The sequence below is a fragment of the Aphanizomenon flos-aquae FACHB-1287 genome, from assembly GCF_014698755.1.
In the GTDB taxonomy this organism is placed as follows: Bacteria; Cyanobacteriota; Cyanobacteriia; order Cyanobacteriales; family Nostocaceae; genus Dolichospermum; species Dolichospermum flosaquae.
The window spans coordinates 40,503-54,831 of record NZ_JACJTO010000012.1; the positions used below are offsets into that span (position 1 = coordinate 40,503).

The 14,329-nt window shown below is 35.9% G+C and carries 12 protein-coding genes; 4 read left to right on the top strand and 8 right to left on the bottom strand.

Translation table 11 applies throughout. The features are described from left to right. The first annotated feature begins 148 nt into the window (after window positions 1-148). Entirely contained in the window at window positions 149-1,243 is a 1,095-nt protein-coding gene (thrC, locus tag H6G44_RS08045) for a threonine synthase (RefSeq protein WP_190385972.1), read from the top strand. A gap of 179 nt (window positions 1,244-1,422) precedes the next feature. On the opposite strand, the gene psb32 is transcribed toward thrC, so the two are convergent. Continuing rightward, window positions 1,423-2,166, bottom strand: coding sequence for a photosystem II repair protein Psb32 (gene psb32 / locus H6G44_RS08050; RefSeq protein WP_190385973.1), 744 nt, complete (start codon window positions 2,164-2,166; stop codon window positions 1,423-1,425). Window positions 2,167-2,383: 217 nt separating this feature from the next. On the opposite strand from psb32, the gene cysH reads away from it, so the two are divergent. The 3 genes from cysH to sbcD all read left to right on the top strand — a co-directional run bounded on the left by cysH (window position 2,384) and on the right by sbcD (window position 4,861). Next, on the top strand, window positions 2,384-3,088 hold the full coding sequence (cysH, locus tag H6G44_RS08055; RefSeq protein WP_190385974.1) for a phosphoadenosine phosphosulfate reductase: 705 nt from the start codon (window positions 2,384-2,386) through the stop codon (window positions 3,086-3,088). A gap of 89 nt (window positions 3,089-3,177) precedes the next feature. Then, on the top strand, window positions 3,178-3,561 hold the full coding sequence (locus tag H6G44_RS08060) for a four helix bundle protein (RefSeq protein ID WP_190386019.1): 384 nt from the start codon (window positions 3,178-3,180) through the stop codon (window positions 3,559-3,561). 34 nt (window positions 3,562-3,595) lie between these two features. Further along, on the top strand, window positions 3,596-4,861 hold the full coding sequence (sbcD, locus tag H6G44_RS08065; protein ID WP_190385975.1) for an exonuclease subunit SbcD: 1,266 nt from the start codon (window positions 3,596-3,598) through the stop codon (window positions 4,859-4,861). 52 nt (window positions 4,862-4,913) lie between these two features. Here the strand turns inward: sbcD and H6G44_RS08070 are convergent, their stop codons facing one another. The 7 genes from H6G44_RS08070 to H6G44_RS08100 form a co-directional block, all read right to left on the bottom strand. Further along, entirely contained in the window at window positions 4,914-5,405 is a 492-nt protein-coding gene (locus H6G44_RS08070) for a hypothetical protein (protein WP_190385976.1), read from the bottom strand. A gap of 183 nt (window positions 5,406-5,588) precedes the next feature. Beyond that, window positions 5,589-5,894, bottom strand: coding sequence for a hypothetical protein (locus tag H6G44_RS08075; RefSeq protein ID WP_190385977.1), 306 nt, complete (start codon window positions 5,892-5,894; stop codon window positions 5,589-5,591). Between the two features lie 290 nt (window positions 5,895-6,184). Next, window positions 6,185-6,592 (bottom strand): hypothetical protein, encoded by a 408-nt coding sequence (locus tag H6G44_RS08080; RefSeq protein ID WP_190385978.1) that lies wholly within the window; start codon window positions 6,590-6,592, stop codon window positions 6,185-6,187. A 66-nt stretch (window positions 6,593-6,658) separates the two neighbouring features. Next, complete coding sequence (locus H6G44_RS08085) at window positions 6,659-6,916, bottom strand: MoaD/ThiS family protein (protein ID WP_190385979.1); 258 nt, start codon at window positions 6,914-6,916, stop codon at window positions 6,659-6,661. A gap of 23 nt (window positions 6,917-6,939) precedes the next feature. Continuing rightward, window positions 6,940-9,600, bottom strand: coding sequence for an ABC transporter substrate-binding protein (locus H6G44_RS08090; RefSeq protein WP_190385980.1), 2,661 nt, complete (start codon window positions 9,598-9,600; stop codon window positions 6,940-6,942). A gap of 53 nt (window positions 9,601-9,653) precedes the next feature. Beyond that, a complete protein-coding gene (locus H6G44_RS08095) occupies window positions 9,654-12,788 on the bottom strand; it encodes an ABC transporter substrate-binding protein (protein WP_190385981.1) in 3,135 nt (1,044 codons plus the stop codon). Window positions 12,789-12,874: 86 nt separating this feature from the next. After that, complete coding sequence (locus H6G44_RS08100; protein WP_190385982.1) at window positions 12,875-14,149, bottom strand: ATP-binding protein; 1,275 nt, start codon at window positions 14,147-14,149, stop codon at window positions 12,875-12,877. Between the last annotated feature and the right edge of the window lie 180 nt (window positions 14,150-14,329).

The window sequence follows — 14,329 nt, forward strand, 5'->3', positions numbered from 1 at the left end:
TCTGCTCTGGTAGTTTATCAACATGGTAATCAAAGTCTTCGATTATCATGACAGTGTTCCACAACTAAACATATAGAATTGAAAAGTGGGATACTCATAACACAAGCATTCCCAATCCCAAATCCTTAATTAAGAAATTTTGAATCCCGTGATTTTGAGCCCGTCTGCTGCTAAATCTTATTGCCAACCTTGGCCAGGGCTGATAGAAGCCTATCGTGAATACTTACCTGTCAGCGCGAAAACCCCTGTAGTAACTCTCTTAGAGGGTAACACACCTTTAATTCCTGTGCCAGCGATCGCTGAACAGATTGGCAGACAGGTTAAGGTGTATGTTAAATATGATGGTCTTAATCCTACTGGTAGTTTTAAAGACCGAGGGATGACAATGGCAATTTCTAAAGCAGCAGAGTCTGGAGCTAAGGCTGTAATTTGTGCCAGCACTGGTAATACCTCCGCCGCTGCTGCTGCCTATGCTAAAAGAGGAGGGATGCGTCCCTTTGTGTTAATTCCTGATGGTTATGTAGCTTTGGGAAAGTTGGCACAAGCGCTACTGTATGGGGCGGAAGTCCTGGCAATTCAGGGCAATTTTGACCGCGCTCTGGAAATTGTCCGGGAAATGGCGGATCAATATCCGATTACGTTGGTAAATTCTGTAAATCCGTACCGCTTAGAAGGGCAAAAAACTGGTGCTTTTGAAGTTGTTGATGTTTTAGGTAATGCTCCTGATTGGCTATGTATTCCGGTGGGAAATGCCGGTAATATTACAGCATATTGGATGGGTTTTTGTCAATACCATCAACATGGTAAATGCGATCGTCTACCAAAAATGATGGGTTTTCAAGCTGCTGGGGCTGCACCTTTGGTGAATGGTCAACCTGTGGCACATCCAGAAACCCTGGCTACAGCCATTAGAATTGGTAATCCTGCCAGTTGGTCTCAGGCTATTGCGGCGCAAACGGCCAGTCAGGGGAGTTTCCGGGCTGTGACTGATGAAGAAATTCTCGATGCTTACAGGCTATTAGCATCATCGGAGGGGATTTTCTGTGAACCTGCTAGTGCGGCTTCTGTGGCAGGATTATTACAAGTAAAAGATGAAGTTCCCACGGGAGCAACAGTGGTCTGTGTTCTTACTGGTAATGGTTTAAAAGATCCAGATACGGCTATTAAACACAGTCATGCTCAGTTTAAACAGGGGATTGCGGCAGATGTAAAAGCTGTTGCAGAAGCCATGGGATTTGCATAAATTTTAGACATTGAAATAAGCGATTTCTGGACAGTGCTTCGCTATCGCTTATTCTCATTTGTATTTTTCCCCGGTCTAATGAAGCACACACTAATTTATTCCCTGTTCCCTAAGATTAAAAAACTCTGTCCCCCACGACCATGGGAAATACCAATTACCTATTCCCAATCCCCAATCACTTATTCCTCAGATTTCTGAGATGGTGGTTTTTGAAACACTAAATAAATGTAATATGTAGCCATGGGGATGACGGTAGCGGCAATTAATAACCCGATAACCCAAGCAGTAGCATTACCTTGATTAGTTTCTTCCGCTTTCGTGAAAGTTCCTTCTACCTTTACCGTTTCCTTAATCTGTGGTGGACCTGGATCTGTTTTACCAGATAAAACCGCAACTAAGCGATCGCTCACATCTGAGAATCCTTGGTTGTATTTATTACCCTCACGCAATGCTGTACCTAATGTTTCCTCAGCTACACTCTGAGCGATAGAATCAGTTAACAAAGACTTAATCTGATCTCCACTAACTAAAGCAGTTCCATTAGTAACAGTATCAACAAGTAATAATACCTGATTAGCTTGTGCTGTTGCGGTAGGAAACCATTTAGTAAATAGTCCCTTAGCAAAACTTTCCGGTGTTTCCTCGTAGTCGAGACGGTGAATAGTTACAATTCTGGCTTCATAGCCAGTTTCCTGAGCCAAATCCTTGAAAGCCTTACTAATCTCACCTTCATTCAATCGGCTAATCACATCACCTTGATCTAAAATCCAAGTATCTGCTGTAAAACTGGGCATTTCGTATACACCAGTAGCGGAAGCAGGTAAAATGAACATCGTACTGGCCATGACCATTACCAATACAGGTAAAATCAGACGGATAAAGAAATTTTGGTTACTAAATAATTGCTTGAGTAACTGTTGCATGGGATGAATCCTTAAACAGACTTGCAATCAAAATACTACATAATTAGGTCAGTTGTCAGTTGTTAGTTGTCAGTTGGAAATATCTTTTCCCAAAGTCCCCTCCTCCGCTACAAACTACGGTCTGCTTTATTTCCTCAATTATCCAGGGGGATATGTGACTTGATACGATAATATGAAATTTAATAAAAGTAAAAAATCTTTATTTTAGAGAAAGATCATGACAACTTCTACTGCTTTTGACTTAGAATCACTAAATCAGCAATTTGAAATCGCAACTCCCACAGAAATTTTAGCCTGGTCTGTGCAAAATATCCCCACAGGATTAGTACAAACCAGCGCGTTCAACGTAGATGATGTCATCCTAACACATATTTTCTACAATGTACTTCAGCATCCAGTCCCGGTTATTTTCCTTGATACCCTTTATCACTTCCCTCAAACCCTAGAATTGGTTGCTCAAGCCAAGGAAATCTATAATCTAGACTTGAAAACCTATAAAACACCAGATGTAGATAGTCGTGAGGCTTTTACTGCTAAATTTGGTGAAGCCCTCTGGGATACAGATATTGCTAAATTCCACGACATTACCAAAATTGAACCACTTCTCCGGGGTTTGGACGAATTAGAAACTGTAGCTTGGATTACAGGTCGCCGTCGTGATCAAGCTGTGACTCGTGCTAATATGCCTGTATTTGAATTAGATGGTAAAGGGAGATTAAAAATTAACCCTCTAGCTACTTGGACACGCAAACAAAGCTGGGCTTATGTAGCTGAACATAAGGTAATTTACAACCCTCTCCATGACGAAGGTTATCCTAGTATTGGTGACGAACCTATTACCACCAAGGTCGCTGACGGTGAAGACGAACGTGCTGGACGTTGGAGAGGAAGTGAAAAAACTGAGTGTGGAATTCACATTTAGTTAGTTGTCGGTGGTTAGTTGTTAGTGGTTAGTTGTTAGTGGTCAGTGGTCAGTTGTTAGTGGTCAGTGGTCAGTTGTTAGTTGAAAAAATGGCGAAATCCAACTTTGAGAATTTGCAAGTTTATCAATTAGCAGAGAAACTAGCTGATCAAATTTGGAATATCATTCTTCATTGGGAGGAGTTTCCTAAAGCAACAATTGGTAAGCAGTTAGTACGTTCTGCTGATAGTATTGGCGCAAATATTGCAGAAGGTTGTGGAAGATACAATTTTCAGGATAATCGCCGTTTCGTTAGGATAGCAAGAGGTTCTTTAAATGAAACTAGGCATTGGTTAAGAAGAGCTTATAAACGAAATTTATTAACTAATGAAGAAGTAAATAGGCTAAAACCAATCATTGATGAACTGTCTCCCAGGTTAAACGCCTATCTTAACTCCATTGGTAACATTTCAGAAAGAACAAAGAACAACTGACCACTGACCACTGACAAAGAACAACTGACAAACTATGAAAATTCTTCATCTTTCAGATATCCATATTGGTAGCGGTTTTTCCCACGGACGCGTTAATCCAGCTACAGGTTTAAATACACGACTAGAGGATTTTGTCAAAACATTATCTTTATGTATTGACCGAGCGATCGCTGATCATGTAGACTTGGTTTTATTTGGTGGTGATGCTTTCCCGAACGCCACACCAGCACCCTATATTCAAGAAGCTTTTGCTAATCAATTTCGGCGTTTGGTAGCTGCTGATATTCCTACTGTATTATTAGTGGGAAATCATGACCAGCATTCCCAAGGTGTGGGAGGTGCTAGTTTAAATATTTACCGGACTTTGGGTGTACCTGGGTTTGTGGTTGGTGATACTTTAACTACTCATCGTCTCTCTACCCGTAACGGAGATGTGCAAATAATTACTCTTCCTTGGCTAACTCGTTCTACCTTAATGACCCGTCAAGAGACTCAAGGTTCTTCTCTAGCAGAAGTAAACCAACTCCTTACAGACCGTTTACAGGTGGTTATAGAAGGAGAAATTCGCCGGCTTGACCCGCATATACCAACGGTGCTTTTAGCCCATTTAATGGCTGATAATGCTACTTTAGGAGCAGAACGTTTATTGGCTGTGGGGAAAGGTTTTACTTTACCTTTATCTTTATTAACTCGACCATGTTTTGATTATGTGGCTTTAGGTCATGTCCATAGGCATCAAAACCTAAATAAATCTAATGACCCACCGGTAATTTATCCCGGAAGTATTGAACGGGTGGATTTTAGCGAGGAGAAGGAAGATAAAGGTTATGTCATGATAGATTTAGAACGGGGAAAGGTAAATTGGGAATTTTGTCCCCTACCTGTGCGAACGTTTCGGACTATTGAGGTAGATTTATCTAAGCAAGATGATCCCCAAAAGGCATTATTAAAAGGAATTGGTAAATATGATATTCAAGATAATGTAGTGCGATTAATTTACAAATTGCGGTCAGAACAATTGGATTTAATTGATAACTCTTCCTTACACCAAGCTTTAAGTATAGCACACACTTACACTATTCAAGCTGAATTAGTTAGTCAATTAGCAAAGCCCCGCATTCCCGAATTAACTGCTAGTAGTAGTATTGACCCAATGGAAGCTTTAAAAACTTACTTAAATAATCGGGAAGACTTAAAAGATATTATGTCACCTATGTTGGAAGCAGCACAAAATTTATTAGCAAATGATGAGGAAATTTGCTTAGAACCTGAAGCAAGAAATCAAAAGTTAAAAGTCTAAAGTTAAAAGTCACAATTAAGAGGATTTTCAAGGGGATTGATACGGGTAAAATTTATCTATTTAATCTATTTTGCCAATTGGTAATAGCTCGCAAATATGCCATAATAGGAATTTGATAAACTTCAATAAAAATCCAAACAATAATTCCTAAATGTGACAAAAAAGTTAACACAGTCCAAACCAATGGAATCCATGAGAGGGGAACATGAGAGCGAGGAGGAAAATAATATGCTGTTACCCCTATTAAAGTGGTTGGTAAAATAATAAAAGCAATTGCAGATAAACCATAACCCCAACCTAATTCCACATTTTCTAATCGTGCTTGTGTCCACGTAAATCCATTCCAATTCCAAATTAAAGGTGGTTCTCTAGAAGGCATTTTAACCTGTTGTAATTCTAGGTTAACTGTGAAAATTTCGTTACAAAAATCACAGCACATAGCCTCCATCATTAACATTTGAGAAATTTTACCAACGCGACATATTGGACATGGATAATCTTCTTGAAAGTTTAAAGCTGTGGACAAAATTGGAGATTTGGGCATAATTAAACTACTCCTTTTTTAATATCTGTAATTGATAATTAATAATTGCACGATACATGACAAATTTTTAATCAAAAATAAATTATAAAGCGAATTTGACTCCTGGATTTTTTTTAATAAAACAACCTAGTTTTTTGATAAAACCAGGTTGAATATGATATGATAATAATATTGAAAGTGTAACTAATCTAGAAAACCCATCAAAATTTCGGAATCATCAAAGGTATTTGGTGCTATGGGACGATTTCCAAATATAGAATAGTTTTCAGCAATTACCAAAGCACTAGAAGCAATGGGACGAATACCAGACAAGTTGATACTATCAACCACTTGGAATGTATTTGCACCTATGGGACGAATTCCCATGGAGTTGTAGGTATCAACTACTTGTAAAGTCCCAGCAGTAATGGGACGCACTCCGGCGACTATGATTGTCCCTGGGGTAGTTTGTTCCGTATTACCACTGTTATCCTGATTATTTTCTTCCACTGTTATTTCTCCTTTGTATCTGATGACACTTTCTCAAACTGAATCTTTGTTTGTTAAGTGAATTTTACAATAATTAAGGAAAGAAGTATTTTTTTTCCCATATATTCAGAGTCTAACCCTAAACCAGCATATATCACAGGTTAAATCTGAGATTGATATATTTTTTAATCCGGTTAGACTTTTGATTATATCAGATCATGTACATTTATTTTGCTACGGATAAGTTATCTCCAGTGATAAAATAATTTTATCTTGCTGATAATATTCCTATGATCATCAAATTTATTCATTTAAAGAATTAAGTAACTATGCCATTTTGGTTGAGAATCTTGACGGTTTTTTTCTGGTATTAATAACCGCCAACTTTTACCTTCTTTCTGAATTTGTAGATAAACTTCAAAGGGTTTTTCTATTTGTTTAAAACTGCGTTTTGGTAGTTTTACAGTAAAGTCATAATTTCCCTTTACCCGATAAGCTGGTAGGTTTTCAATGCTAAGGGGTTGTTGTTGAGTAATAGATATTCGCTGAATGTTAACTTTTTGGAAGTTTAAATCTAGTTGTTGATTAAGTTGCTGTTGGGTTTGTTTTAACTGGAGTGCAATGGCTTTTTGCACTAATTCCGGTGTGGGTAATAAGACAATACTAGTACAAGCTGTGAGGAAAATTATCAAAATTGTTGTAAAAGTTAATTTAATCATATTTAATCATATTTAATTATATTTAATTATATTTAATTTCTTCTTGATGTATTTGATATATTCCTCCTAACCACCATTTACTGGCGGAATTAATACCACTTCGTCACCATTTTGGAGAATAGTATCTGGTTCAACAAATTGTAAATTCACACCAAAGCGGGTTATTTCCCGCCATTTGCTTAATTTTGGTTGTTTAGCAATTAAGTAATCACAGACAGCTTGAACTGGTGTACCATTAGGAAAATCTAATTCTAATTCTGACACATCAAAAGCTTCTTGATAAACAGCAAATAACTTGACGGTTACGGTGGTAGATTGGGACATATAATTTTTGTATACAACCTAATTTAATCATTGGGAATCATTGTAAACTGACCTTGTTGAATTTGTAAAAGAATAGATTGACCTTCTCGCTCTCTTTCTGGTGTAAACTTGAGAGGATAGCCAGAAGTTTCACTTGCGGTCAGACTGACATTTTCCAGCCCTCTTAATACCGTATCACGAGTTGCATTATTAGATAAAGTTTTAATTAAAGCCTGAGTTGCATCAAAGCTAATTGCAGTCCGCCAACTAATACCTCCCCCCCACTTCCGCGCTGATTTTTCCGCAAAAGGTTGAGCTTGTAATGTTTCTCCAAACCAGGGTACTGCAATTCTTAAACCCTCTACATTCTTCCTACCGTTGTCTAGGATATCACCCTTATAAAGAATACCTCCACCTAACATTTTTAATTCTGGTTTTGGTGGATTTTGGGTTTTGAGTGTTTTGTTTATTTTGGTAATCTCTTTAGCAATCGGAATAGCTTTATTAATGGTATCTGCATCTGGAAACAATAACGCTGCTTCTGCCTTATAATCATAGACACTGTTAGTAACTTCTTTCTCTGGATCAAATTTAGAAGCAGTTAAATTAATTAAAGGTTTACGAACCACCTCACCTCCTAGTTTTTCAAATTGATTTGTGAATATCTCTCTGATACTATTACTATATGTACTACTTGGATTTCCAAAAACTACTGCTTTTTTTAATTGCAGAGTTTTATAAGTGTATTCAGCAAGTGTTTTTCCTGCACTTTTATCAGAATAAACTACTCTAAAGAAAACTGGATTGTTTAGAAAAATGCTGGCACTTGTGGGGGAAACAAGTGCTAATTTTGCTTTTTCATATTCTGGTAATGCAAGCCGAGTAGCTTCACTAGAATTATGTCCAATTACTCCGATTATGGAAGAATCTTTGGTGAGTTCTTGTGCTACTTCTTTAGCTTTTTTTGTGTTGCTATCATTAGCAATTACAATCTCTAGTAATCTGCGGTTTAATCCCTTATTCCTATTGAATTGGTCTTGTGCTTGGGCTACCCCACGTAATACTTCTACAGGAGTAGTTTTATTTTTGTCTAATGATACAACTACTGCTAAGGTAAACGGAGAACCTTGTTGACGAGCCAGGGAATTATTATAATAAATTAGCACTTCTGGGTCATAGCGATTAGCGTCTACAGCTTGTTGAAATAATGTAATTGCTTCTTGATAATTAGCTTGTTGGAAGGCTTGAATACCTTTGTCACGAGGGATATTATTAATCTCAGGAAAGAAAGTGCTATTACCTCGACTAATTCTACTATTATCTACTACACAAAAAACACCTAATTCCTTTCTTTCATCTGTTGGACAAGTTTTCATTTGAGAAATACCTGTCAATAGAAGACTAGCAGTAATAAAAACAGCAGAGGCTATTGTAGTTAAAACAATCAAATTAGACTTTACGGGAATAGCTGAAGTATTAACTTCACTTGGTTGATGTAAATTAATATTAATGTCACCAGGATATGACAAGGAACTATTAATAGTTTTTGAATGTAGAATTATATGACTAGGACTTTTTTTTTGCTCAATTTTATCTAACTCGTGAATTTCGTCCCTTAGTGGGTGACGTTGTATAATCCAGAGCCGGACAAATTCTATTTTAACCCTGTCCTTTACTTGATCTAAAAAATCATTAACTCTGAGAATTTTTGTTGTTTCTATAATTAATTTATTTTCTATTTCAGGTCTATATTTTCTGATTAATTCAATATAATTCTCTGAATTTTCTTGTGCTTCTGCTATTGCTGCAAAAACAACCCTTTCTAGAATTGGAAATCCTTCCCAAAACCATGTTAAACCAGCTTCAGATAATTCAATTGCTTTGTTAATAATGAATTTGACATCTTTACTATTAACTGTCCATTTATTCTCCTCTCGCGCTCTCCCAAAAATAGTAAAACATATTGCTTGGGTAAAATAAGGGTGTCCTAATGATAGCTCAAAAATGGTTTTTATTGCATCTTCCTCATATTCAAGGCTATTTTTCGCTGGGTCAACAATCAATTTTCTTGTACTATCTTCATCTAATAACCCAATTTCCTTTTTAGGTACATCTTTAAATAGCTTACTTATTCTGTGATTATTTACCGATCTTTGCTCTATTAATGAAATTAAAAATAGTTTTTTGCTAAGATTAATCAGTGCGGATAAATAGTTATAAACTTGTTCTAATAATTCTGAATCATGACTATTCATTAAAGCATCAAATTCATCAAGTAGCAATACTAGATTTTTGTTTTCTAATAATTGATATACTTGGGGTAAGAACTCATGAGAAAAAATTCCTAAATCTAATTCTAACTCTGTAATTTCCGGTAGTTTAATATTTTTATTATCTAACGAGAGATTACTAACTATCTCCTGAGCTAAAACTACTAAAATTGTACTTAGCGATTCTTGACTATAAGATTGTAAATTAAATGCAACAAAAACACACTCATTTAAGTCATTCAAGCCATGAGGAATATTCCTAATGACGGATGACTTACCAATGCGTCGTTGACCATATAAGCAGATGATCTTTTGATTATGTTGAATACTGTCTTGAATGAACGAAAATAGGTTTTCTCGCCCAAAAAACAACTGTTGGTCAATGGGACGACCAATAATATAAGGATTCCTTTGAGACATAAGAGAATTAATCATACCTTTATAATACCGCTAAAAGTGTTAATTTCATCGGTAAAACCTCATAGCTGTTATGGAGTAATTTCTACAAATTTACCCCCCTTAATTTCTAAAAGAATAGATTGACCTTCACGCTCTCTTTCTGAGGTAAACCTGAGAGGATAGCCAGAAGTTTCACTTGCGGACAGACTGACATTTTCCAGATCTCTTAATACTGTATCACGAGTTGCATTATTAGATAAAGTTTTAATTAAAGCTTGAGTTGCATCAAAGCTAGTTGCAGTCCGCCAACTAATATCTCCTCCCCACTTCCGCGCTGATTTTTGGGCAAAAGATTGAGCTTGTGATGTTTCTCTAAACCAGGGTACTGCAATTATTAAACCCTCTACATTATTGCCACCGCTGGTTAAAGTTTCATTTGTATAAAGAGTATCTCCAGCTAACATTTTTAATTCTGGTCTTGGTGGATTTTGGGTTTTGAGTGTTTTGTTTATTTTGGTAATCTCTTTAGCAATCGGAATAGCTTTATTAATGGTATCTGCATCTGGAAACAATAACGCTGCTTCTGCCTTATAATCATAGACACTGTTAGTAACTTCTTTCTCTGGATCAAATTTAGAAGCAGTTAAATTAATTAAAGGTTTACGAACCACCTCACCTCCTAGTTTTTCAAATTGATTTGTGAATATCTCTCTGATACTATTACTATATGTACTACTTGGATTTCCAAAAACTACTGCTTTTTTTAATTGCAGAGTTTTATAAGTGTATTCAGCAAGTGTTTTTCCTGTACTTTCATCAGAATTAACTGCTCTAAAGAAAACTGGATTGTTTAGAAAAATGCTGGCACTTGTGGGGGAAACAAGTGCTAATTTTGCTTTTTCATATTCTGGTAATGCAAGCCGAGTAGCTTCACTAGAATTATGTCCAATTACTCCGATTATGGAAGAATCTTTGGTGAGTTCTTGTGCTACTTCTTTAGCTTTTTTTGTGTTGCTATCATTAGCAATTACAATCTCTAGTAATCTGCGGTTTAATCCCTTATTCCTATTGAATTGGTCTTGTGCTTGGGCTACCCCACGTAATACTTCTACAGGAGTAGTTTTATTTTTGTCTAATGATACAACTACTGCTAAGGTAAACGGAGAACCTTGTTGACGAGCCAGGGAATTATTATAATAAATTAGCACTTCTGGGTCATAGCGATTAGCGTCTACAGCTTGTTGAAATAATGTAATTGCTTCTTGATAATTAGCTTGTTGGAAGGCTTGAATACCTTTGTCACGATAGGTATTAGTAATCTCTGAGAAGAAAATGCTATTACCTCGACTAATTCTACTATTATCTGCTACACAAAAAACACCAAAGGCCTTTCTTTCACTTGGTGGACAAGTTCTCAAACCTTGGGAAATACCTACACCAATAACTACAACTCCAGCTAATCCTAAAGATGCTATTGGTCTTGAAATACGGTTGAGCCATTGGAGCATGATTGTAGAAGGTTTTTTATTTAAAGATTTAGCCGCAACGTTAAGATTAGTGTTAGACCGAAGGGCTTGAATTTCTTTTAATCTTTGTTGAAATGATATTCTGTTTGGATCAATTTTTAAACCTAATTGACATCGTTCCGTTGCTTTAATCCATTCTCTTGCAATTATCAATTTATGGACATAATTTTCTATTGTCTGTAAAAAACCATCTTTACTACTTTCGCTATCAATTTCGTTAGCTAGTCTGTAAATTTCCAAGGCTTGCTCAAAATTTTCTGCCTTTGAGTATTTTTCAGCTACAGTTAATAAAGGCTGTAAAACAGACTGTTGTTTATTTATATTTCCGATAAAAGAATAGAAATGATAGGCTCGTTCGTAAAGTTCACAGGCTTTATTAAGTTCTTGAATCTTTAAATATTCGTCAGCCAAAGATGTTACAGTTTTAAAGTTATTAGGATTAAGCTTTAAAGCCAGTTCATAAGTTTGTACCGCCTGTGTATCATGATGTTCTCGCAAATCATCTGCTACTGACAAGAGCTTATTAATATTTTCTTGTTTAACTGTCTCTAAATTGCTAATTTCATCTTTTAGCTTATGGCTTTTCACCAACCAACGACGGACAAATTCTACCTTAACCCTGTTATTATCTAAAAAACCATATTCATGTAATTGTTCGTCTGCTTTCTTCAAATATTCTGTTTCTATTCCATGGTTTCTTAATAGCATTAGCTGGGGAGGTTCATTTTCTTTAATAGGTATATTTTGAGCCTCTGCTGCTGCTGTAAAAATAACTTGCTGCTCAGTAGTTAATCCGCGCCAGAACCAATCTAAACCACCTTCAGCTAATCCAATTGCTCTATCTACAATACTTTTAACATCATGACCATTTATACTCTGGGGAAGCACATTTGTTGGAGTATGGCGATCGCGTGCTAGATTATGAATGGCATAACATATACACTGGGTAAAATAAGGATGTCCTGCGGATAATTGAAAAATTGCTTGTATTGCTTCTTCTTCATAGTTTAAAATATTCTCATCAGGTTGAATAATTAACTTTTGAGTATCCTCTTTATTTAACAAACCAATTTCTATATTTGGTGATCCTCGGAAGAAAGAAGATAAGTTTCCTAACTTTGATATATGTCTTCCTACTATTGGGATAATAAATAATTTATTATCTTTTTGCAGTAATTGAATAATATAATTACAAAAGTTATTACTATATGTATCTAATTCAGTATCTCTTTCAGTCAAAACATCAAATTCATCCCATAGCAAAACCAATTTTTTATTACCTAATTGTTGATAAACTGTTGGTAGAAATTCACGAGAAAAAATCTCAATATTGGTAGGAATATTCTCCGCTAAATGGCTTAAAACTTGCTTATTGGTTTCTAGGTTTTCTATAATTCCAATCGCAATTAAACTTAGAATTTTTTGAGTAGACAAATTTTCTTCATCGTTAAAATCCAAACTGTTAAAATCGAAACTGATAAAAACGAATTCATTTGTACTCAATTTCTGACTCAATTTTTTAGGAATTTGTGCAATTACAGATGATTTGCCAATCCGTCTTTGACCATATAATAAAATTAGTTGTTCATTGTTTTGAAGACTATCATTAATATCGCTAAACTCAGGTTCGCGTCCAAAAAATTTATTTGGATCTCTAATTGGAACACCTATGATGTAAGGATTTGGACGGAAAGGCATATTTTATGTACTCCTTGTTAATTTCAGATCAATTATTGTCTATAAACTCAGTCGAGAAGTCCAAAATAACTTCTCTATTCAAATATCTATGCAAGAAATAGTGCTACCTTTGTAATCCAATCTAAGGCAGATCCTACTTGCTCTGGATGTTTCCCCAGCCAAGTAACTACTTCTTTAACCTTGTTTACTTGTCCATGACTCATTAGATTCATAAATTCCTTTTCTCTGTCTCTGATTGATTGTTCTGGAGTCTGTAAAATCTCCTGAATTACCCATTTTTTCATAAGTGGTGAAGTGAAAGAATAGAACTTTTCGGTTTCTATAGCACTGGAAGTAATTACAATCACACCCTGTTCTTGCAACCTAATTAAAGATCGTCCATCTTGTGTAAAAATGCGGCCAATGCCTTTTAATTTAAACTTTAGCTCCCCTATATGACCTCCCATATCTAATAAGGCTATCAGCATTAACAACACCTGTTCTTTAGGATTACATCTACGCCAAATTGTTTGGAAAATCTGTTGAGTATCTCTTTCAAAATTCCCAGCAAATGAGTTAATATTGGCATTATTCCCATTCTGTAGCTCTCTGTACAGAAAAAAACCAGCAGTTTGTACTAAAGTCGGATGTCCACCAGTAATATTAATAATTTCATGTCGTAATGTTGGTGGTCTAATTATTGTCAATAGTTCCACTAATTCCTCAGTTGTGAACAATTTTAGAGGTTGAAATAAATAGTGATTGTACCAAGGAGAAGCATTGGGATTAAGTTTAGGACCTAGTTCATTGAGGCGCTGGAGTGAAGCCACAATCATGGAGAAGTGTTCACTTTCTTCAGCATGAACAGCCAAACTACGACACTGGGCTAAAAATGTTTCCATTTCATTCTCAGTGTATTGGTTATTTGTTACCAATGCTGCATCAAAATCATCTACCAACAGTAGTAAAAACTTATTTTTTCTACCCAGTATCCGTAATGCTTGACGCAAACTATCACCAGTCACCGTTTTTTCGAGTAACGGCTTGATTTCAACCTGTAGTTCTGGTTCACTGTCTAATTTATCGTGTAGCAAACTTACAGATTCACGCCAAAAACCACCAGGAGTGAAGGGAATGAGATTTTGACTTTGACAATTGAGGATAACAGGGATACCTTGGGATGGGTCTAAGCCATATTCAGTCCATATTTGCTTGTTAGCCAATTTACGCAAGAAAGAAGACTTACCCATTCCCGGACCACCCCAAATAGCGAAATGGCTGCGGTTATAGATTTGGTCAAAAGCAAAGTTAATTTCTGATTTCCGTCCTATAAAACTTTCTGTGGGAACTGGTTTTCCAGGAAAAAAAGGATTGGGAGTCATGGTGAGTTTACTTCTGGAGGCCGAGAAAATAGCTGATTTTACGTATAATTTCAGTATACCATCAAAATTGTACTTGTTAGATCACTTAAAAGCAATATCCAATCAGAATTTAATGTTTTTATAACAAGTATTATATTATACTAATTTTTATCCTATTACCAGATGATTCGCAGTTACAGC

Coding starts and splice junctions, on each gene's coding strand:
- psb32 (WP_190385973.1), bottom strand. CDS start 2,166: ATGCAACAGTTACTCAAGCAATTATTTAGTAACCAAAATTTCTTTATC.
- cysH (WP_190385974.1), top strand. CDS start 2,384: ATGACAACTTCTACTGCTTTTGACTTAGAATCACTAAATCAGCAATTT.
- H6G44_RS08060 (WP_190386019.1), top strand. CDS start 3,178: ATGGCGAAATCCAACTTTGAGAATTTGCAAGTTTATCAATTAGCAGAG.
- sbcD (WP_190385975.1), top strand. CDS start 3,596: ATGAAAATTCTTCATCTTTCAGATATCCATATTGGTAGCGGTTTTTCC.
- H6G44_RS08070 (WP_190385976.1), bottom strand. CDS start 5,405: ATGCCCAAATCTCCAATTTTGTCCACAGCTTTAAACTTTCAAGAAGAT.
- H6G44_RS08080 (WP_190385978.1), bottom strand. CDS start 6,592: ATGATTAAATTAACTTTTACAACAATTTTGATAATTTTCCTCACAGCT.
- H6G44_RS08085 (WP_190385979.1), bottom strand. CDS start 6,916: ATGTCCCAATCTACCACCGTAACCGTCAAGTTATTTGCTGTTTATCAA.
- H6G44_RS08090 (WP_190385980.1), bottom strand. CDS start 9,600: ATGATTAATTCTCTTATGTCTCAAAGGAATCCTTATATTATTGGTCGT.
- H6G44_RS08095 (WP_190385981.1), bottom strand. CDS start 12,788: ATGCCTTTCCGTCCAAATCCTTACATCATAGGTGTTCCAATTAGAGAT.
- H6G44_RS08100 (WP_190385982.1), bottom strand. CDS start 14,149: ATGACTCCCAATCCTTTTTTTCCTGGAAAACCAGTTCCCACAGAAAGT.